Origin of the sequence: Kribbella sp. NPDC050241 (assembly GCF_044459685.1) — a bacterium.
GTDB lineage: Bacteria > Actinomycetota > Actinomycetes > Propionibacteriales > Kribbellaceae > Kribbella.
This window is the reverse complement of sequence record NZ_JBITJE010000008.1, coordinates 133038-152236: the sequence shown is the minus strand read 5'-3', so window position 1 is coordinate 152236 and position 19199 is coordinate 133038. Positions and strand designations below refer to the sequence as shown.

Annotated in this window: 22 protein-coding genes; 9 read left to right on the top strand and 13 right to left on the bottom strand. The window is 68.3% G+C overall.

What is annotated here, in order from left to right; genetic code table 11:
* Positions 1 to 79: 79 nt before the first annotated feature.
* The 4 genes from ACIBG5_RS31655 to ACIBG5_RS31640 all read left to right on the top strand — a co-directional run bounded on the left by ACIBG5_RS31655 (position 80) and on the right by ACIBG5_RS31640 (position 2099).
* Positions 80 to 529: a DinB family protein gene (locus tag ACIBG5_RS31655; RefSeq protein ID WP_396395170.1), complete on the top strand. Its 450-nt coding sequence runs from the start codon at positions 80 to 82 to the stop codon at positions 527 to 529.
* 88 nt (positions 530 to 617) lie between these two features.
* The gene (locus ACIBG5_RS31650) at positions 618 to 821 is read left to right on the top strand and encodes a three-helix bundle dimerization domain-containing protein (protein WP_396395169.1); all 204 of its coding nucleotides are present in this window, start codon (positions 618 to 620) and stop codon (positions 819 to 821) included.
* A 98-nt stretch (positions 822 to 919) separates the two neighbouring features.
* On the top strand, positions 920 to 1267 hold the full coding sequence (locus tag ACIBG5_RS31645) for a hypothetical protein (protein WP_396395168.1): 348 nt from the start codon (positions 920 to 922) through the stop codon (positions 1265 to 1267).
* 25 nt (positions 1268 to 1292) lie between these two features.
* The gene (locus ACIBG5_RS31640; RefSeq protein ID WP_396395167.1) at positions 1293 to 2099 is read left to right on the top strand and encodes a DinB family protein; all 807 of its coding nucleotides are present in this window, start codon (positions 1293 to 1295) and stop codon (positions 2097 to 2099) included.
* On the opposite strand, the gene ACIBG5_RS31635 is transcribed toward ACIBG5_RS31640, so the two are convergent.
* The 5 genes from ACIBG5_RS31635 to ACIBG5_RS31615 all read right to left on the bottom strand — a co-directional run bounded on the left by ACIBG5_RS31635 (position 2053) and on the right by ACIBG5_RS31615 (position 5694).
* Positions 2053 to 2541: a DUF3291 domain-containing protein gene (locus tag ACIBG5_RS31635; protein ID WP_396395166.1), complete on the bottom strand. Its 489-nt coding sequence runs from the start codon at positions 2539 to 2541 to the stop codon at positions 2053 to 2055. The two genes, ACIBG5_RS31640 and ACIBG5_RS31635, sit on opposite strands and share 47 nt — an antisense overlap.
* Positions 2542 to 2589: 48 nt before the next feature.
* A complete protein-coding gene (locus ACIBG5_RS31630; RefSeq protein WP_396395165.1) occupies positions 2590 to 2787 on the bottom strand; it encodes a hypothetical protein in 198 nt (65 codons plus the stop codon).
* A gap of 148 nt (positions 2788 to 2935) precedes the next feature.
* Positions 2936 to 3688 (bottom strand): GAF and ANTAR domain-containing protein, encoded by a 753-nt coding sequence (locus tag ACIBG5_RS31625; protein WP_396395164.1) that lies wholly within the window; start codon positions 3686 to 3688, stop codon positions 2936 to 2938.
* A 76-nt stretch (positions 3689 to 3764) separates the two neighbouring features.
* The gene (locus ACIBG5_RS31620; RefSeq protein ID WP_396395163.1) at positions 3765 to 3938 is read right to left on the bottom strand and encodes a CsbD family protein; all 174 of its coding nucleotides are present in this window, start codon (positions 3936 to 3938) and stop codon (positions 3765 to 3767) included.
* Positions 3939 to 4020: 82 nt separating this feature from the next.
* Positions 4021 to 5694, bottom strand: a complete 1674-nt coding sequence (locus tag ACIBG5_RS31615; protein WP_396395162.1) for an alpha-amylase family protein — start codon at positions 5692 to 5694, stop codon at positions 4021 to 4023.
* 95 nt (positions 5695 to 5789) lie between these two features.
* On the opposite strand from ACIBG5_RS31615, the gene ACIBG5_RS31610 reads away from it, so the two are divergent.
* Positions 5790 to 6806 carry an SDR family oxidoreductase gene (locus tag ACIBG5_RS31610; RefSeq protein WP_396395161.1) on the top strand — a complete coding sequence of 339 codons (1017 nt, stop codon included), beginning with the start codon at positions 5790 to 5792 and terminating at the stop codon, positions 6804 to 6806.
* A 5-nt stretch (positions 6807 to 6811) separates the two neighbouring features.
* On the opposite strand, the gene ACIBG5_RS31605 is transcribed toward ACIBG5_RS31610, so the two are convergent.
* A complete protein-coding gene (locus ACIBG5_RS31605) occupies positions 6812 to 7600 on the bottom strand; it encodes a hypothetical protein (RefSeq protein WP_396395160.1) in 789 nt (262 codons plus the stop codon).
* Positions 7601 to 7827: 227 nt separating this feature from the next.
* On the opposite strand from ACIBG5_RS31605, the gene ACIBG5_RS31600 reads away from it, so the two are divergent.
* The gene (locus ACIBG5_RS31600) at positions 7828 to 8385 is read left to right on the top strand and encodes a hypothetical protein (protein ID WP_396395159.1); all 558 of its coding nucleotides are present in this window, start codon (positions 7828 to 7830) and stop codon (positions 8383 to 8385) included.
* Between the two features lie 33 nt (positions 8386 to 8418).
* Here the strand turns inward: ACIBG5_RS31600 and ACIBG5_RS31595 are convergent, their stop codons facing one another.
* Positions 8419 to 9957, bottom strand: coding sequence for a S8 family serine peptidase (locus tag ACIBG5_RS31595; protein ID WP_396395157.1), 1539 nt, complete (start codon positions 9955 to 9957; stop codon positions 8419 to 8421).
* 95 nt (positions 9958 to 10052) lie between these two features.
* Here ACIBG5_RS31595 and ACIBG5_RS31590 point away from each other — a divergent pair, with 95 nt between their 5' ends.
* Positions 10053 to 12680 (top strand): CHAT domain-containing protein, encoded by a 2628-nt coding sequence (locus tag ACIBG5_RS31590; RefSeq protein ID WP_396395156.1) that lies wholly within the window; start codon positions 10053 to 10055, stop codon positions 12678 to 12680.
* A 5-nt stretch (positions 12681 to 12685) separates the two neighbouring features.
* On the opposite strand, the gene ACIBG5_RS31585 is transcribed toward ACIBG5_RS31590, so the two are convergent.
* Together ACIBG5_RS31585 and ACIBG5_RS31580 are read right to left on the bottom strand one after the other, a co-directional pair.
* Positions 12686 to 13165, bottom strand: a complete 480-nt coding sequence (locus ACIBG5_RS31585; protein ID WP_396395155.1) for a hypothetical protein — start codon at positions 13163 to 13165, stop codon at positions 12686 to 12688.
* Positions 13155 to 13748 (bottom strand): RNA polymerase sigma factor, encoded by a 594-nt coding sequence (locus ACIBG5_RS31580; RefSeq protein WP_396395154.1) that lies wholly within the window; start codon positions 13746 to 13748, stop codon positions 13155 to 13157. The genes ACIBG5_RS31585 and ACIBG5_RS31580 overlap by 11 nt, the downstream gene beginning before the upstream one ends.
* A gap of 239 nt (positions 13749 to 13987) precedes the next feature.
* Here ACIBG5_RS31580 and ACIBG5_RS31575 point away from each other — a divergent pair, with 239 nt between their 5' ends.
* Both ACIBG5_RS31575 and ACIBG5_RS31570 read left to right on the top strand, forming a co-directional pair.
* Positions 13988 to 14578, top strand: a complete 591-nt coding sequence (locus ACIBG5_RS31575; protein ID WP_396395153.1) for a hypothetical protein — start codon at positions 13988 to 13990, stop codon at positions 14576 to 14578.
* A 44-nt stretch (positions 14579 to 14622) separates the two neighbouring features.
* The gene (locus ACIBG5_RS31570) at positions 14623 to 15870 is read left to right on the top strand and encodes a GAF domain-containing protein (RefSeq protein WP_396395152.1); all 1248 of its coding nucleotides are present in this window, start codon (positions 14623 to 14625) and stop codon (positions 15868 to 15870) included.
* Between the two features lie 23 nt (positions 15871 to 15893).
* Here ACIBG5_RS31570 and dhaK read toward each other — a convergent pair whose 3' ends face one another.
* From dhaK to ACIBG5_RS31550, 4 genes are read right to left on the bottom strand one after another with little or no spacing between them, the layout of a single operon-like run.
* A complete protein-coding gene (gene dhaK, locus ACIBG5_RS31565; RefSeq protein ID WP_396395151.1) occupies positions 15894 to 16889 on the bottom strand; it encodes a dihydroxyacetone kinase subunit DhaK in 996 nt (331 codons plus the stop codon).
* Positions 16886 to 17530: a dihydroxyacetone kinase subunit DhaL gene (dhaL, locus tag ACIBG5_RS31560; RefSeq protein WP_396395150.1), complete on the bottom strand. Its 645-nt coding sequence runs from the start codon at positions 17528 to 17530 to the stop codon at positions 16886 to 16888. The genes dhaK and dhaL overlap by 4 nt, the downstream gene beginning before the upstream one ends.
* The gene (locus tag ACIBG5_RS31555) at positions 17527 to 18333 is read right to left on the bottom strand and encodes an HAD-IA family hydrolase (RefSeq protein ID WP_396395149.1); all 807 of its coding nucleotides are present in this window, start codon (positions 18331 to 18333) and stop codon (positions 17527 to 17529) included. The genes dhaL and ACIBG5_RS31555 overlap by 4 nt, the downstream gene beginning before the upstream one ends.
* Positions 18330 to 19187 carry a ketose-bisphosphate aldolase gene (locus tag ACIBG5_RS31550; RefSeq protein WP_396395148.1) on the bottom strand — a complete coding sequence of 286 codons (858 nt, stop codon included), beginning with the start codon at positions 19185 to 19187 and terminating at the stop codon, positions 18330 to 18332. Before ACIBG5_RS31550 ends, ACIBG5_RS31555 begins: the two co-directional genes overlap by 4 nt.
* Between the last annotated feature and the right edge of the window lie 12 nt (positions 19188 to 19199).

Below are 19199 nucleotides of genomic sequence, written 5' to 3'. Positions count from 1 at the left end.
GCTGGTGTCCTGAGTCGGAGGTTCGACTCAGGAGACCAGGTCGTCTCCTGTGTGTTCGCCCCGCGGTTATGCTCCCGGCATGACTGGCGAGGTCCAGCAGTTGTGCGCGGTGCTCGATGGGTTGCGGGCCGGCGTACTGAAGAAGCTGGCCGGGCTCAGTGAGGCGGACGCGCGGCGCAGTACGGTCGATTCCGGCACCAACATCGCGGGCCTGATCCAGCACCTGACCTTCGTCGAGTCGCTGTGGTTCGAGGAGGTCGTGGCCGGGCGTAAGCCGACCCGCGGGAAGCGGTCGATGCAGGTCGACCCCACGGTCTCGCTGAAGGACCTTCGCGCCGACTATCGCGCTGCCTGCCAGACCAGCAACGAGATCATCGCCGCGATCGGCGACGCGGACGCACCGGTCACCCGCAACGGCAAGACCCACGACCTGCGCTGGGCGATCCTGTCCGTCATCGGCGAGACCTCACGGCACGCCGGCCACGCCGACATCATCCGCGAACAGATCGACGGCACCACCGGCCGCTGACTCCCGGTCCGTGGTCTGAATCCGAGGTCCGGCGTTCGGTAATCGGGGCGCCGTTGCTTTCCGTGGCCGGCGACCACACAGTTGAAAAATGGACAGGTCCGAAGAGGATCGCGCGATCGCCGAGGCGGTCGCGCGCCTGCGCAAGCAGTTCCCTGATGTCCCGGCGGACGATGTCGCGGCCGCGGTCGAGGCCGTCCGGCCCGAGTTCGAACCCAACCCGATCCGGGATTTCGTGCCGCTGTTCGTGGAGCGTGGCGCGAAGGACAGACTCCGGGGCCGGGTGCCCAGCTGACGCCGCCCACTCCATCACGATTCGGACCGACCGCTTGCACGGCCGGTCCACCTCTGGTGCCCTGATCACTCGACCACCCCGCCGATGAGGAGGCAGCGGTGAGTGACGACAGGCCAGACGGAGTGATCGTGGCCCTGGACCAGGCGAACACGGCCTTGCGTCACGCCGTGGACGCGGGACGCACCCGAGGCGCCGACCGGCGATCACCACAGGTGTGGAACGACGAACTCCACGAACTCCGGACGCTTCTCGCCACTGCGGCGCTGATGATCCGCACCGTCGACCTGACCGAACTGATCGGCCACGTGAGTTCGACGGACGACGACCTGAAGCCCGGCCAGGTCCTGCTCGAGGCCGACTCGCAGCTCCAGGCAGCGCAGGACGACCTGAGCCGCGCCGCCGCTGCCCTGACGACGGCCCGCCAGAAAATCGCCGGCCTCCGCTGAGGTCGGTCGATGGTTAACTGTGGCGATGGATGACGCTCAGTACGGCCCGCATCGGTTCTCGGGTGGTGGCGAGGAGACGGATGCCTTCCGCGGTGCGACGTTCCGGGTCGCGGATCTTCGCGAGGCCCGCTTCACCGACTGCGATCTGTCCGGGGTGAAGATCGTCGACGGCTGCCTGGTCGACGTCGACATCTCCGGGTACGTCGAGCGGCTGCTCGTCAACGGAGTCGACGTGACCGAGTACGTCGACGCCGAACTCGACCGCCGGCATCCCGAGCGCGTCCAGCTCCGCGAGATCCAGGACGCCGACGGCTTCCGGGCGATGTGGGACACGATCGAGAAGCTCTGGTCCGACGCCATCGCGCGCGCCGGGCGCCTGCCCGAAGCCGCCCGGAACGAACGCGTCGACGGCGAATGGTCCTTCGCCGAAACCCTGCGCCACCTCGTCTTCATCGTCGACGCCTGGCTCAGTCGCACGGTCCTCGACCAGGAACGCCCGTACCACCCGCTCGGCGTCGTCCAGTCGTGGTACGCCGATCAGGATGCGGTTGCCCTAGGCATCGACCTCCGGGCGGCTCCGGCGTACGACGAGGTCCTCCGGGTCCTCGCCGACCGGATGGCCCTGGTACGCCGTACCGTCGACGCCCTCACCAACGCCGACCTCGGCCGGACCAGCAACCGCAACCCGGCTCCCGGCTACCCCGACGAACCCTTCGCGGTCGCCGAATGCCTCGCCGTACTGATGGAAGAAGCCTGCGAACACTACCGCTTCGCAACCCGCGACCTCACGACACTCGAAGCCCGGTCGGGTCGTAGCGGCGGCGGAGGGTGAAGGCTTTGGGGGATGGCCCCCAGCGGCGCAGGTAGTCGAGGCGGGCCAGGGCGTCCTCGACGGTCGGGTGCTCGCCGGCCGGCAGCCACCAGAGTGCCGTCGACGGCTGCTGGACCTTCTCGAACCAGCGGCTCCGCTTCAGCACGAGGCGGCCGTGCGCGCTGCGATAGACGAACGCATGCAGGTCCTCGTACGACGACCACACCGACAGGTTCACCACATCCCGCACGCCACCGGGGCCGTGGGTCAGCACATGCCCCTCGGCCGCCGGGAGTCGCCAGACGAAGCCCGGGCTCTGGTCCGCCAACCGGTTGACCGGATCCAGCGCCGCGACGAATTCACCGACGAGAGGCGAGCCGGCCTCCGCACGCATCCTCGCGACATTCACCTGAGCAAGGTCGAACTCCACCAGATCCCTTCCGCCGACCGGTTCACCGATCATGCCAGCGGAAGTCGCAGATCACCGCTCGGTGGTCAGACGGGAAGATGATCAACCACCGAGGACCGTTGACTTGTGCGGCCGGTTGTGGGGTTCGGGCGGCTTCTGGGCGCCGGTCGGCTCGTGGTGTTCCGGGGACTTCGGGGCCGGGCACACCGGTCCGCGACGAATCGGTCCCCCGCCGAGTCTTCGGCTCTTCCACTGCTTCTCGTCGTAGTCGTAGTACGTGTCGACACCACCGACGGTCATCATTCCTCCAGCCACAACCCGAATCCCACTTCGGCTGCTGACTGCTCAACAGGCCCACCCGGGGGCAAGCTTGCCACCATGCCGGCATACCGCACTAGTCCCCTGTGGCACTCAACCGGATTACGGACTCCGCTCGGTCGTCGGAGTCTTACTTCGGCAACGTGCGGGTGTCGACCAGGCGCTGGGCCACGTCGCGGAGCTTGGTGTTGGTGTCCTGGGAGTAGCGCTTGAGGATCGCGAACGCGCGATCACCGTCCACGCCGTACCGCTCCATCAGGATGCCCATCGCCTGCCCGACCAGCTTGCGCGCGTCGACCGCCTGAGCCAGGCTCGCCTCCTTGCGCGCGGTCGCCACCGCTACCGACGCGTGCCTGGCCAGGATGTGCGCGACCGCCTCGTCGTCAGCGTCGAACGCATCCGGGGTCGTGCTGTACAACCCCAGTACGCCGACTGTGCCGGCCGCTGTGGTCAGGGGAACGTCCAGAACGCTCCGGACACCCAGCGACAGCACCTTCGCCGCCCAGTCCGGCCATCGCCCGTCCGTCGCGGTGTCTCGCACCAGCAGAGTGCTGTGCTCACGCATCGACACCACCAGCGGACCTTCGCGACTCGCCATCTGCCACTGGTAGATCTCCCCGACCACCGGGTCCGTCACCGCCGGAACCTCAGGCTGACCGCGGGCGGCCAGCGCAACGCCGGCGTGCGAACAGCCCAGCGCCTGCAGCGCAAACTCCACGACCGCCTGCACCGTCTCCTCGACCCCCGCCGAGTCATGCAGTTCCAGCGCCAGGCGGGCGAACACATCGGCCACCGCGTCCGTGTCCGGGGCGATCCCCGATCGGGCAGGTCCCCGGTCGAGGACGCCGGCTTCCGCCGCGTCTTCCACCTCACCGCGTTCCATGGTCCTTATTTTGCCCCGAGGTCCCACCCTCAGGCCAAGACCACAACAACACCATTCGACGTTCGATCACGCGCTGTCACTCTTTGAAGGCGTCCTTCGCCTTCTCGCCGGCCTGCTTCAGGTCGGCCTTCGTCTTCTCCGCCTGCCCCTCCGCCTGCAGATCGCGGTTGTCGGTCGCGTCCCCGGTCTTCTCCTTGACCTTGCCCTTGGCCGCCTCGGCCGCGTTCTTCATCTTGTCTCCAACACCCATCGGACTCTCCTCCTCCAGGATCTGGTCTTTGTCGCGCTCCGGGTGCCCCGGATCCGGCGATCCATGCGCATCCGGCCGGCGATCACAGGATGTAGCGGTCACCCGGCCGGATGATGCGCAGCCAGCGGGAGCCGTGCGGATCCACGTCGAGGCAAACGACACCGTCTTCCTCGACGTCCGTGGTGCCGTCGCGCAGGAGGTCGACCGCTCGTACGCCGACACCCGCGCCGGCCACCGCCAAGGTCACCCGAGCCGGTTCCATCCCGAAGTTGTGGAGGGCAACGATCGTCCCGCCCTCATGGTCGGATCGATGCGCGAAGACCGACGGCGACTGATGCTCGAGGACGGTGCATTGCCCCCAGGACAGCTCAGGACACTCCCGATACCGCCGGATCAGCAGCCGCAGCCAATTCAGCAACGAGTCCGGATCACGCCGCTGCGCCGCCACGTTGACGTGCTCAGGACCAAACTCCCCCTCGGTCACCGGAGCGGCCAGGGCAGAAGGGTCCGCGGTCGAGAAGCCGCCGTTCACGCCGGCCGTCCACTGCATCGGTGTGCGTACGGCGTTCCGCCCTTCCGCAGCGAGGTTCTCCCCCATACCGATCTCCTCGCCGTAGAACAACACCGGCGTACCAGGCAAGGAGAACAGCAGGCTGTACACCATCTTCAGCCGAGCAAGGTCGTTGCCCAGCATCGGCGGCAGTCGCCGGCGCAGACCGCGGCCGTACAGCTGCATGTCCTCGGCCGGGCCGAAGGCGTCGAAGACCGCCTGGCGTTCGTCGTCGGACAGCTTGTCCAGCGTGAGTTCGTCGTGGTTGCGGACGAACGTGCCCCACTGCGCCTCCTCCGGCGGATCCGGTCGCGATCGCAACGCCTGTACCAGCTCGGCCGGATCGTTGCGCGCCAGGGACAGGTAGAGCCGCTGCATCCCGATGAAGTCGAAACACATGGTCAGCTCGTCGCCGTCCTCGTCGCCGAAGAAGCGCCGTACGTCGTCATAGGCCAGGTTGACCTCGCCGAGCAGCATCGACTGACCGCGCCGCCGATCCAGGAACGCCCGCAGATCTCGCAGATAGTCGTGCGGATCCGGCAGACCGGACGCATCGAGTGCGCCGGCGGTGTCGAGCAGGAACGGTACGGCGTCGACCCGGAACCCGGACATCCCCAGCTGCGACCAGAACCCGATCACTCGCTCGATCTCCTCACGCACCTCCGCGTTGGCGATGTCGAGGTCCGGCTGGTGCTTGTAGAACCTGTGCAGGTAGTACTGACCGGCCTGTTCGTCGTACTGCCAGAGACTGTCCTCCTGGTCCGGGAAGACGATGCCCTGGTCCGCATCCGGCGGCGGTTCGTCCCGCCAGACGTACCAGCCCCGGTACGGCGATTGCCGCGAAGCTCGCGCGCTCTGGAACCACGGATGCTGGTCGGAGGTGTGATTGACGACCAGATCGGCGATCACCCGGATCCCGCGGTCCTGCGCGAGCGTGATCAGCTCGACCAGATCGCCGTGCGACCCCAGTCGGGGATCGACCCCGTAGAAGTCGGTGATGTCGTACCCGTCGTCGCGGTCCGGCGTCGGATAGAACGGCATCAGCCACAGGCAGGTGACACCGAGCTCGGCCAGATGATCGATCCGCTGACTCACGCCCTGCAGATCACCGCGCCCGTCGCCGTCGGTGTCGAAGAACGTCTCGACATCGAGGCAGTACACCACCGCGTTCTTCCACCAGAGGTCAGCAGTCTCCGTCAGCCGCATGCCTTCCCGTGCCCCGGCCCAAACCCCGTGCATCCGGTCCGGCGATCGGGGTACCGGTCGGGCCGAGTCCGGATCGAGTCGAGGAGGCGGAAGGCGTGACGGAGCAGGTCGTGGTGGTGACGGGCGCGAGTGGTGGAATCGGTCGCGCAAGTGCGATCGCGTTCGCCCGGCGGGGCGCCAAGGTCGCGTTGCTGGCACGGGGCGAGGAAGGTCTCGACGGCGCGGCTCGCGACGTGGAGGCGGCCGGCGGGACGGCGCTCGCCATCCCGGTCGACGTCGCGGAGTACGAGCAGGTCGAGGCGGCCGCCCAGCGCGTCGAGGACGAACTCGGGCCGATCGATGTCTGGGCCAACGTCGCGTTCACCTCGGTGTTCGCGCCGTTCACGCAGATCGAACCGAAGGAGTTCAAGCGGGCGACCGAGGTGACGTACCTCGGCTATGTCTACGGCACCCGCGCCGCGCTGGACCGGATGAAGCCGCGTGACCGTGGGGCGATCGTGCAGGTCGGGTCCGCGTTGGCGTACCGCGGTATCCCGCTGCAATCGGCGTACTGCGGTGCGAAGCACGCGATCCAGGGATTCCACGACTCGTTGCGGTGCGAACTGCTGCACGACAAGTCCAACGTGCACGTCACGATGGTGCAGATGCCCGCGGTGAACACCCCGCAGTTCTCCTGGGTCCTGTCGAAGCTGCCCAAACATCCGCAGCCGGTGCCGCCGATCTTCCAGCCCGAGGTCGCCGCCGACGCGGTGGTGTTCGCCGCGGACCACCCGCAGCGCCGCGAGTACTGGGTCGGTACGCCGACCGTCGCAACGCTGATCGCGAACAAGTTCGCCGCCGGCCTGCTGGACCGTTACCTGGCCCGCACCGGCTACAAGTCCCAGCAGACCGACTCGGTCTCCGACCCTGATCAATCCGCGAACCTCTGGCACCCGGCCGACCAGAAGGACGGCCACGACTACGGCACGCACGGCGTCTTCGACGACCGCTCGACCTCACGCAGCTACCAACTCTGGGCGTCCCAGCACCGCGGTCTGGTCACCACCGCGCTCGCCACCTGCACAGCAGCCGCGACCGCCGTCCTCACCGCTCGCCACTCCCGAAACCGCTGACGAGCTCACTCGGTACCGTCGAGGTCGATCGCGTTGCCGGCCACCGTGATCTCACGCGTGATGTTGCCCGGCTGCACGTACAGAGTCAGACTGGCTTCGCGAAGGCCACCGGCGGACGGCCGGAACTCCACCCGCACCGAGCACCCGGTCCCCGGCTTCAACCTCCCGTCGCACCGCTTGGTGATCACGAAGTCGTCAGCGTGAGCTCCGCTCATCTCCCCGGTGGCAATCTCGACCGTCTTGGTCCCGGCGTTCGCGACGCCGATCTGCTTGCAGACCTTCACCTCGCCCACGGCGATCTCCGGGCACTCCCGCCGGTCCGGCAGCTCGATCCCGGCGCCGGCCTGCGAAGGCTCCGGCGGCTCAGGCGAGGAAGGCGGTTCCGACGGTTCAGGTACTGGCGTGGGTCTCGTCGCCTGGCCGGCTTGCGGAGGCGTCGGCGCCGGGCCCCGTTTGGTGGACACGAAGGTGCCGGCGCGGTCCGAGGTCAGTGATCCGTCGCCCGCGATCGCCTCGGGCAGGGTGAACCCACCGAGGCTGATCACGAAAGCGATGGCGGTCACTGACGCGATGCCGACGGTACGGATCAAGCCTGGTCCCCGCGTGGTGAACATCGCCACCAGCAACGGGCTCAGCGCGGCGCCGATGACGGTCGCGATCCGCCCCGCGCCCAGCGCCGGAATGATCGCCGCGCACACGACGGACGACAGGACGCCGAAGAAGAGCGACGTACCGCTGAACGCGTTCGTCTCTCTGAGCTGCCGTCTGATGCGATGGTTCTGCTGCGTTCCCATGTCCGTCTCCCCCCGGAAGTGGCCATGCCAACCGGAGGCAGAACCGCCGGATCTGATACCACCGCGCGGACAGGAATCCGCATGTATCCGGGCGCGACCTCGCGACTCTGGTTCGGGAGGGGAAGAGAACGAACCGGAGGGATCCAGTGACCACCACAGCACGTCCTGCCACTGCACGTCCTGGCACTGCACGTCCTGGCATTGCGCGGCCGCGGAACAAGGCCGCGATGAAGCCGATGACCCGGCGGATGATCGGCGCGATCAACTTCGCCGAGGCGATCATCACGCTGATCGGTCTGATCGCGGCGTACGGCATCGCCGAGCGGCTCGTGGCCGACCAGGAGATCACCGGGCCGTCCGGCATCGCGACCCGGACCGTGCACTGGTGGGGCCCGGACTTCACGACCACGTTGAACATGTCGCTGCTGATCGTCGGCGCGGCGGCGGGCGCCGTCGGCAGCGTCATCCATCAGAGCATGGTCTTCGCCCAGCGTGCCGGTCTGGAGACGCTGGAGCGAGGGTTCGTCTGGTGGTACCTGCTGCGTCCGGTCTGGTCGGCTCTGCTGGGCTCGGTGGTCGTCGTCGCCGTCAACACCGGCCTGATCAGCATCGGCGACGACACGACCTCATCGGCCGGCGTGACAGTGCTCATGATGACGGGCTGCCTGGCCGGTCTGTTCACCGATCAGGCGATGGTGCGGCTGCGTCCGCTGCTGGGCGTCACTCCGCCCGAGGACTCCCAGGTCCCGGACGAAGAGACGACCCCGAACGACGACCAGCGCTGACCACCAGGCAACCAACGACCCCGAGGCAACCGACTACTCCGGCAGCAGCACGGCTCCGACACCGGGTTGTGCTGCCTGCCGGGCCTCGGCGATGAGTGCGGCCGCCGCGTCCCGCCCATTCTCGCCGGTTCGCGACATCCGCGCCGCGATCAGCCCGGCGACGAGCGGCGTACTGAACGACGTACCACTCCACCTCGCCATGCCGTGGAAGACCTCGGTCCGCAGCGGTTTCCCGGCAACCACGTGCGGCGGCTCGCGATACGTGTACGTACCGACCGGAAACGCGTTGATCAAATCCTGACCGGGCGCGTAGACATCCACCCAGCCGCCGAAGTTACTGAAGCCGGCCCGTCCTCGCCAGTGTGTGCCCAGCGCTCCGACCGACACCGTGTACGGCGCCGCGGCCGGCCAGAACGCCTTCCGGTCGTCGTCGTTGCCCGCAGCAACTACCATGACGACACCCTTGTGATGGCGGAGACGCTCCGCGAAGACCGCGAAGGTGTGCAGGCCGCCCGCGTCGTACGTGTAGGTTCCTGCCGACATGCTGATGATATCGGGGTCGTCCTTCTCGATGATCTCGTCCAGTGTCTTGACCAGCTTGGACTCCAGCACCACCCCGCCGGGACCGAAGCCCCTCCGGACCAGGACCTCCGCGCGCGGGGCGACCGACCTGATGACTCCCGCGATGAACGTTCCGTGCCCGGCGTAGTCGTTCAGCTGCGAGCCCTTGATGCCCTTGTCACGATCTCCCTTGACCCCCTTCAGCCAGTCGCTGCGCTTCCTCGCCTTCCTGTCGAAGCCCGTGTCGACGACGACCACCTTCACCCCTTCGCCGGCGCAGCGATCCGCCGTGTACCCGGGATAGGGTGCGCTGCCGCCCGGCACCGGCTCAGGTTCGACGGCCGGGCAGCCGGCACCGTTGCCCCGGTTGGGGGAGATGGAGACGAGATGATTCGGTGCCGCCGCACCTGGCCCGAGTCCGGTGACGAAGACGATGCGCCTGACAGTCCCCGGTGGCCGGTAGCCTTCCGCAGGCCGGTCGCCGTGTTCTGGTTCAGCGCCTTCCGCCGGCCTTTCCACATCCCCTGAATCGTCGGCGTCGTCCGCCGGCCTTTCCACATCCCCCGAATCGTCGGCGTCGTCCGCCGGCCTTTCCACATCCCCCGAATCGTCAGCGCCTTCCGCCGGCCTTTCCACGTCCCCCGAATCGTCGGCGTCGTCCGCCGGACGATTGATCGCCACCTCGCCACCGGTGTGGATGAGCTTCAGGACGGCGAGCGTGTCCAGCTCCGGATTGAGCTCACGGCTCAGACGGACCAGGCGGAGACCTGCGATCACTGGTTCCGTTTCGGGTTCGCGTTCCTCGTCGGGCAGCAGGTACAGCTTCTTGAGAATGCGGCGAACATGCTGGAAATGCTCCTCCCGCACCAGAATCGTGCCGGCCTCGAAGAAGAAGTCGACACCGGATTTCGTGCCCGCACCCTTCCCCTGCCGCAGTTCCCCGCGATACCGGCTGAGAACCAGAGCGCGCTGGGCGTGCTGTGGTGATTCAGGAACGTCCTCGGCTCGCACTGGCGGTGCTTCCTCAGTGCGACCTTCCGGACTCGTTGCGTCGTCTTGTGACATGACCCCTCCCGATTACGCAGTGAGTTTCTTAGACTCCTTGAATGTCAGCCGGTGACCGTCACGACGATCCCGACCGACTCCTGCCGCTGGCGGTGTCGCGCCCGTCCGAGGCCCTGGCGGCAGCCGCCATGGTGCTGGCGGAAACTCCCGACCCGCGGACCGCATCGATCGCTCGTCAGGCGCGGGCGATCGTCCTGCGCGACTCCGGCCACCAGACCGAAGCGGTCACCGAACTCCGCCGCGCGTTGCGCCTGGCCAAGAGCTCCGCCGAGCCCGAACGCATCGCGGACGTCCAAGCGACCCTCGGCCTCACGCTCGGCCTCGGAGGCAAGCACGTCGAAGCGCTCACCCTGCTGGAACAGGCGATCGCGAACACCAAGGGCGCTGCCGCGGGAAGGGCCTTGACCCGACGTGGATACCTGCTCCGAGTCCTCGGACGGTACGACGAAGCGCTCTCCGACCTCCGCCAAGCCGTCATGCTCCTGCATCGCGGTGGCGACCAGGTCTGGGAGGCTCGCGCACGCACCCACCGATTCCTGGTGTACGCCGCCCTGGGACAGGCTGCCCATGCCGACCGGGACCTGGTGGTGGCCGAGCAACTGTCGGCTGCCAACGGCCAGGAACTCGAATCGGCCATGCTCGTGCACAACCGCGCCGACGTGGCGTTCCAGGCAGGCGACCTGCCCGCGGCGCTGGGCTTCCTCGACGAGGCCGCGGCGCGTTACACGGCATTGCAGACGCAGTGGCCGAGTCTGGCGATCGACCGCTGCGCCGTACTGCTCGCCGCCGGCCTCGCAACCGAAGCTGTCGCCACGACCGAACAGGTCCTGCGCGACCATCTGCGTCGCGATCCGGGCGGGACCGGCACCGCCGAACTGCTGTTCGCCGTGGCACAAGCCGCACAGGCCGCCGGACGACCAGCTCTCGCCGAGGAACGCGCTGTACAAGCCGGTCGGCTGTTCCGCCAGCAGGGCCGGAAGGGCTGGCTTGCGCGGACGACGTACCTCACGCTCCAGGCACAGTACGACGCCGGTCAGCGTGGTGATCGGCTCTGCGCCGAGGCCCAGCGGCTGGCCGATCAGCTCGATGAGTTCAGCTCCCCGGACGCACTCTCGGCGCACCTTCTGGCCGGCCGCCTCGCTGCAGACCAGGGACGCGGGGCCGACGCCGAACGGCATCTCGCCCTCGCAGCGCGCTTCCGTCACCGCGGTCCGACGTTCGGGCATGCGGCCGGCTGGCTGGCCCACGCGCTGCGGGCCGAGGGACGTGGCGACACTGCTGCGACCCTCATCGCGTGCCGGCACGGTCTCGATGCCGCGGCCGATCACCAACGCTCCTTGGCCGCACCAGAGTTGCGTGCCCACGCTGCGACGTACGGCGTCGAGCTCGCTGCCCTGGCGCAGCGTCACGCCGTACGACGGAACGACGCGCGGATGCTGTTGCGCTGGAGCGAGCAATGGCGCGCCGGTGCGCTCGCGTTGCCGCCGGTCCGCCCTCCCGACGATCCCGAACTGGCGGCTGAGCTCACCGCGCTGCGCAACGTGGCTCGACGCGTCGAGGCCGCTCAGCGGGCGGACGAGGACACCGATCGACTCCAGCTCGAACGGAACCGCCTCGAGTCCTCCATCCGGGCCCGAACCAGGCGGCTCGGCAACAGTTCGGGCACCACGACCGATCCGCGTCGCCGTGATGACGCGGCGGACCTCGGCACGCTGATCGACGGTCTGGGCGAACATTGCCTCGTCGAGATCACTGCGCTCGACGGCGTACTCCATGCGATCACGGTCGCCGGCCGACGAGTACGCATGTATCCGATCGGCCCGGTCGAGGTCGCCGTCCGGGAGCTCGATCTCGCACTGTTCATGCTGCGCCGGCTCGCGCACGGTCGCGCGCACTCCGGAGCTGTCGAACGCATAGACGCGGTCGGTCTCCGGCTGCAACAGGTCCTGCTGGGACCGGCTGCCGCGGATCTCGGCGACGGACCCGTCCTGATCGTGCCGCCGGCGGCTCTGCATGCGGTGCCCTGGGCGATGTTGCCGACGTTGAGACCGGTCCCGGTCGTCGTCGCGCCGTCGGCGTCGATGTGGTTGCGGGCCGGGCGCCTGCACCCGCCGCGAGAACGCCGCGTCACTCTCGTCGCAGGACCTGGTCTCCGCAGCGGTGACGACGAACTGCGGCAGATCAGAGGCAACTATCCGACTGCCGACGTCCTCGCCGACGGGCAGGCCACTGCCGACAAGACCTTGGCCGCGTTGGACGGCGCCTGGACCGCACACATCGCGGCCCACGGACGCTTGCGCCGCGACAACCCGTTGTTCTCCGCGTTCGCTCTCGACGACGGGCCACTGACTCTCTACGACCTCGGCAGACTCCGCCGCGCGCCGCTGCGACTGGTCCTGTCCAGTTGCGAGTCCGGCGTTGCGGCTCCGATCGGTGCGGACGAGCTCCTCGGCGCTGTGTCCGCGCTCGTTCCGCTCGGTACGGCGAGCCTGCTGGCCAGCGTCGTACCGGTCAACGACAACGCCACCGCTGGGTTGATGGTCGATTTCCACCAGCACTTGCGCGCCGGGGACTCCTTCGGCGTCGCCCTCCAGAAGGCCCGGGCCGGCGTCGGCGACGACCCGATCGCGGTCGCGACTGCCCTGTCCTTCGTGGCTCTGGGCCGCTGACGCGGTCACAGGTTGATCCACGAGGTGATCACCGGGCTGCCGTCGACCGACCGGCACCGGATCCGCACCGGTCCGCTCCGCCTCTGATCGACCAGGAAACGTCCGAGGTCATCCAGCGGCAAGGTCTCGCGGCGGCCATCGCCGTACTCGAGCTCGCAGCCCTCCGGCGACGCACCGATGACTTGCCCGATGACAGTCAGCTCACCGTCGTCCGGCACGATCTCCAGCTCGACCCGGACACCTCCGCCTTCGAACGACAGCAGGCGGTCCGAGGCCTCTGTACGCCGTACCGCGTCGTACTCCGGGGTCGACCCGGCGGAGTCTGCGATCAGCTCGGCCAACTGCCCGTCGAGGTCGTGCAGGCCGATCGCTTCGTGCGCGGCGGCGGTGATGTCGCCGGGCATCGGGTCGGCCTCTGCTGCGACTCGCTTCAACCACGCCAGCAGTGCGTCGTCATCATGGTCGGCGTTCATCTCACTGATCACCGCCAGGCTCCGCGGCCGTGGACTCGAACGGATACGGGTCGGCCGCCATGATCTCGCGCAGCGCCGCGAGACAACGCTTACGGGTCGGGCCGATGCTCCCCACGGGCATGTCCAGCGCCGACGCCACCTCGGTGTAGCTGGGCGGCGGATCAGTCATCAACACCCGCAGCAAGGTCTGGCAACGCGGCTTCATCGAGCGGAACGCCCGCCACAACGCGGCATCCTGCTCTCTTCGCAGCAGAGCGTCGTCGAACGGATCGGCGTGGTCCGGCAGATCGTCGAAGATCTCCAGCACCACCACCTTGGACCGGCGCCGCAACGCCGCCAGGCATTCGTGCCGCATTGTGGTGGCCAGCCAGCTTCCGATGCTCTCGGGCTGCCGAACGGTGTCGACACGCTCCACAAGCCGGAGCCAGGTGGTCTGGATGGCGTCCGCCGCATCGTCCTGGCTCAGCCGCATTCCGCGGGCGATATGCCACAGAAGATTGGTATAGCGATCCGTCAGTGTCCGCCAGGCGACCGGGTCGGCGGAACGCACCAAAGCGACGAGCGCCTGATTGTCGGCATGCCGTTGCTGGTCCATCGCCCGCCCCCCACGGCATTCTCGCCGAGGTGGGCGACGCAGTCCACAGCCCGCACGCCTTTCGCGGTTCCTGCCGCGCGCCGGGAGTAAATGGGTGGTGAAAGTACCTGCCGCCATCTCCGCCTCCTTCCGATCGACGTGATGCCGACAAGAGCCCGGGACCCGGATTCTGATACCGAAAGGTATTTACCGAGCCGGCCGATTCTCTGACCTCAGAACGCACTGCGTAGGGAGGAGAAATGACTACACCGAACGAGAATCCCGGCCGCGAGAGCTGGTGGACCCGCCTCGGCACCTTGGGCCAGACTCTGACGGCCCTGATCGGGCTGCTCGCCGCCCTGATCCCGATCCTCGCGAAGACCGGGCTTCCCGGTCAGGACGGTGACGTCACCAAGGCCGACGCGATCGTGACGACCGCGCCGTACGTGCCGCCGTCCACGTCGCCGCCCACGTCGCCGAACGCACCGCCGACCCGGACGACGACACCGCCCGAACAGCCCGATCCGATCAATCTCACCGTCTCCGACCAGCTCACCGAAGGAGCGCTGGAAGAGGTCATCGTCATCAGCCTCGAAGGAACGCTGGTCGCCACCCTGCACGCCACCAGTGCACAGCCCGTGGTGAGCCAGCGGGTCACCGCAACGAAGCCGGGAAACTACAGCTACGTGGTCGACGCCGCCATGACGGTGTACGACGAGATCGGCGACGTACAGGTCATCGAGGCCACCGGCCGCGGCAGCGTGATGATCGACGAAGGAACCCGCCTCGACGTCTACGTCCACCAGGAAACCAACGGCCTCAGCCTGTCCCTGCAGTCAGCCGCCCCCTGACGGGCATGCTGGACTTTCCGGGGTGGGCGCAGTTCCCTTGGAGGGTGGATCGGGTCGATCGGGGGTTGCATCGGCGGCACGAGGAGTTCCTCGAGGGTGGGGAGCGGCACGTGCGGGGGCTTGTCGCGGCCTCCTGGGGGCGGTCCATCGCGGCAGGGCTGGATTCCGGGACGGCGGCGCCGTTCGCGTTCCGGGCCGACGAGTTGGCGGCGTACCGGGCCGAGCATCCACTCGCCGCGGTCTTCCCGATGCTGTACGACGTACTGGGCCGGGCCGCCGAGGACAGTGACAGCGTGATGGCGATCGGTGACAGTGACGGACGGCTGTTGTGGGTGTGCGGACGTCCGGATGTACTCCGCGCCGCGGACGGCATCCACTTCAGCGAAGGCGCGTGGTGGGCCGAACGACAGGTCGGCACCAACGCCCTCGGTACGTCGCTGGAGGTCGCCGGACCGGTCCAGATCCGGTCGGCGGAACACTTCACACTCCTGGTCCAACCGTGGTCGTGCGCCGCCGCCCCCATCTACGACCCGGAGACGCATCGAGTGCTCGGCGTCGTGGACGTCACGGGCGGCGCCGATGCCAGCTCACCCCAGTCGCTGGCCCTGGTACGCGCCGCCGCCCGCATGGCCGAGGCCGAGCTCGGCCGGCTGACGATCCTTCGCAGAATCACCGGTGACTCGGGCCATCGAGTGCACATCTCCGCCCTGGGCCGACCGGACGCCGAGGTACGCGTGGATGACCGCGACCTGCGGCTCAGCAGACGGCACAGCGACATCCTCGTTCTGCTGGCCGAGCACCCTGAGGGCCTCAGCGCGGAGGAGTTGTCGGACGCGCTCTACGGCGCAGCGGATCACCGGTCCTCGCTGCGAGGCGAGGTCACCCGGCTCCGCGCGCTCCTCGGCGCCGACATCGTCGAGTCCCGTCCCTACCGGCTGCGCCGGGACATCGCCGCCGACTGGCTCGAGACCGCCAACGACCTCGATTCCCACCTGCTGTCGTCAGCGCTGCGGCGGTACGTCGGCCCGTTGCTGCCGCAGTCCGACGCCCCCGGTGTCGTTGCCTCCCGCAACCGTCTCGAGAACCGGATCCGGGCCGCCGTACTGCAGACCCAGGACGTCGACCTGGTCGTGGCATGGACCCGTTCGTACGCCGGGGTCAACGACCTGGCCGCGTGGGAACGCCAACTGACCTTGCTGTCGCCGACCTCTCCGCTGTGGCCGGCGGCCCAGTCCGAGGTACGGCGCCTCCGTACCGACTACGGCCTGAACGCGGCGGGGACCGAGGGCTGACCACCCCCGATCCCCGGCGAACGTCAGAAGACGCGGATCGCGATCTCGGCCGGTGCGGACAGCAGACCGTCGATCTCGTCGTCCAGCTTGACCAGGGTGACCGAGGCACCGGCCATGTCGAGTGACGTGCAGTACTCCCCGACGTAGTTGCGCCGTACGTTGATGCCCTGGTCGGTGAGCACCTGGTGGGCGCGGCCGTAGAGCAGGTACAGCTCGCTGATCGGCGTTCCACCGAGGCCGTTGATCATCAGCGCGACGTTGTCGCCGGACTCGTACGGCAGGTCGGACCGGACCGCCTCGAGCATTTGATCGATGATCTCGTTGGCCGACGCGAGCTTCTCACGACTACGCCCCGGCTCGCCGTGAATACCGACGCCCATCTCCATCTCGTCGGCGCCGAGGTCGAAGAGCGGGGAGCCCTTGGCCGGCGGCGTACAGGCCGTGAGCGCCATTCCCATCGTCCGGGTGACCGAGTTGACCTTCTCGCCGATCCGGACCAGCTCGTCCAGGTCCGCGCCTTGTTCGGACGCCGCGCCGACCGCCTTCATCACGAAGAAGTTGCCGGCCACCCCGCGCCGGCCGACCGTGTACGTCGAGTCCTTGACCGAGACGTCGTCGTCGATGATCAGCGTGCGGACATTCAGACCATCGGCCGCACTCATCTCCTGCGACATGTCGAAGGCCATCCGGTCACCGGTGTAGTTGTTCACCAGTAGCAGCACGCCCTTCTGCGACGCGAGCAGCTTGGTGGTCTCGTACACGTACTCCATCGGCGGCGCCGCGAACACGTCACCCGGACAGGCGGCGTCGAGCATGCCCTTGCCGACCGTCATCACGTGGGCCGGCTCGTGCCCGGACCCCGATCCCTGGACGATCGACACCTTGTCGTCGCGCGGCGCGTCGGTCCGCATGATCAGGTTGTACTCCGGGACGTACTTCAAGGTCTCCGGGTTGGCCAGCGCGATCCCCTGCAGCATCTCCGGCACGTAGTTCTTCGGATCGTTGACGAACTTCTTCATCGGGACTCCCTCCCCTTCCAGTTCTTCGCGATCTGCTCCATGAGTACGGCGACGGCGGTGGCCCCGGCGTCGACCGATCCACGGCTGCGCTCGCCGGTATAGGCGGCGCGGCCGCGCTTCGCGACCATGTCCACCGTGGCGTCGGCGGCTGACCGGGCGGCCACCGCGGCCCGGTCGACGATCTCGTCACTGCTCGCCCCCGCGGCGAGCGCCTCCTCGATGGCGTCGGTCATCGGGACCAGCGCGTCGAGCAGCGTCTTCTCCCCCAACTCGGCCCCGCCGCGCGCCATGATGCCCGCGACCGCGGACCGCAACATCGCCACGACGGTCGCGCCGTCCAGGGAGGTCGCCGTACCGGCGGTCATCCCCGCGCGCAGGAACCCGGTCCCCCAGATCGGGCCGGACGTCCCGCCGATCCGCGACGTCACCAGCATCCCGACCTTCTTCAGGAAGGTGCCGATGTCGGTCCGGTCCATTTCGGCGTACTGCGCCTGCAGCTTCTCGAAGCCGCGGGCCAGCGAGTACCCGAAGTCCCCGTCGCCGACCACCGAGTCCAGGTCGCCGAAGTACTTCTCGTTGGCGAGGCAGGTGTCGATGATCGTCGTCATGACGACGTCGACCTCGTTCCAGCTGTCCGTCATGTCTGCCCTCCTTGGGTTTCTTCGTGCGGTGGCCGGCCGGCCAGGCGGGAGAGCTCGGTGAGGCTGAGCGCATCGACCGGTTCGATGTCCCAGGGATCCGCGAGAACCTCGAGCCGCTCACCGCCCGGGTCGCCCAGACTGGTGACAACGAGCGCCGCCCCGGTGAAGTCCTCGTCGCGGGTGTAGCCGCTGACGGTCACGACGGTGGCCAGCCCGGCGCCGCCGGCGGCGAGCAGTCCGTTGTGCGAGTCCTCGACGACCAGGGTTTCGGCCGGATCCAGCCCGAGCTCCTTGACGGTCAGCTCGTAGACGGCCGGATCGGGCTTCTTCCGCGGTACGACGTCGCCCGCGAACACCGGGATGGTCGCCGCCACCTCGGCACCAACAGCTCCGGCAAGAACGGCGCGAACTGACGGCTCAGCCGACGTCGACGCCACCGCAACTGTCCACCTGGCCGCCAGTGCGTCCATGATGATCCGTCGTACGCCGGGACGCGGTGGGATGACCCCAGCGGCGACCAAGTCGGTGAACGCCTTCGTCTTGGCCCGGTGCCACGTCGCCACAACCTCGGCACGCTCCTCGGGCGTCGCAGGCGACCCCGCCGCGCGCCACACCTCGGGGTCGTCCAGCACGGTGGCCAGACGCTCCTTGCCGCCGCCGATCCGCAGCAGCCGGCCGTACTGTTCGACCGACCATCGCACCGGCAGCCCGAACTGTTCGAACGTCGCGTTGAACGCCGGCAAGTGCCCGTCGCGTTCGGTATCACCCAGTACGCCGTCGCAGTCGAAGATGATCGCGGTCATGCCCGGCCGCCGCTGCCGAAGATCTCGATGTGCTCGGCGGCCATGGACTTCACGGCCGCGTGGATGTGGGTGAACAACGACGGCGGGTCCCATTTGTTCGTGGCCCGCGCCTGCTCGAGGTGCTCCAGCGACGACGTCATGTAGGCGACCTTGAGAGCCGTCGAGATGTTCACCTTCGAGCAGCCCCGGCCGATCAGGTCCTGGAACTGCTCACGGCTCAGCCCCGAGCCACCGTGCAGCGCCATCGGGATCCCGGTCGCCGCCACGAGGTCGGTGATCCGCTGGTAGTCCAGGTCCGGTAGAGAATGGTAGATGCCGTGGGCGTTGCCGATCGCCGGGGCGAAGACGTCGACCCCGGTGGTCTCCACGAACCGCGTGGCGATCTCGAGGGACTGACGCGCCGACTCGGTGTCCGATCCCACTCCGTCCTCGACGCCGGTGATGCCCTCGATCTCGCCCTCGACATGAGCGCCGTACGTCCTGGCCTCGGCAACGACCTCGACGGTCTGGCGCTGGTTCTCCTCGACCGGGAGTGCCGACGCGTCGAACAGCACGGAGTTCCAGCCGGCCGCGAGGCACGAGCTGATCACCGCGCGGTCCGGGCAGTGGTCGAGATGCAGCGACACCGGCACGGGCACCGGGGCGACAGTCGCGTCGAACATCGCCTTGACGACGTCGCGGCCGACCGATTTCACGGTCTTCACCGACGTCTGGACGATGAGCGGCGAGCGCAGCTCCACGGCGGCGTCGACGACGGCACGCAGGCTCAGCTCGTCCACCACGTTGATCGCGGGAACGGCGTACCCCTTGGCCAGAGCCTCGTCGACGAGTTCCTTCAGGGGCGCGACGGGCATGATCCCTCCTCT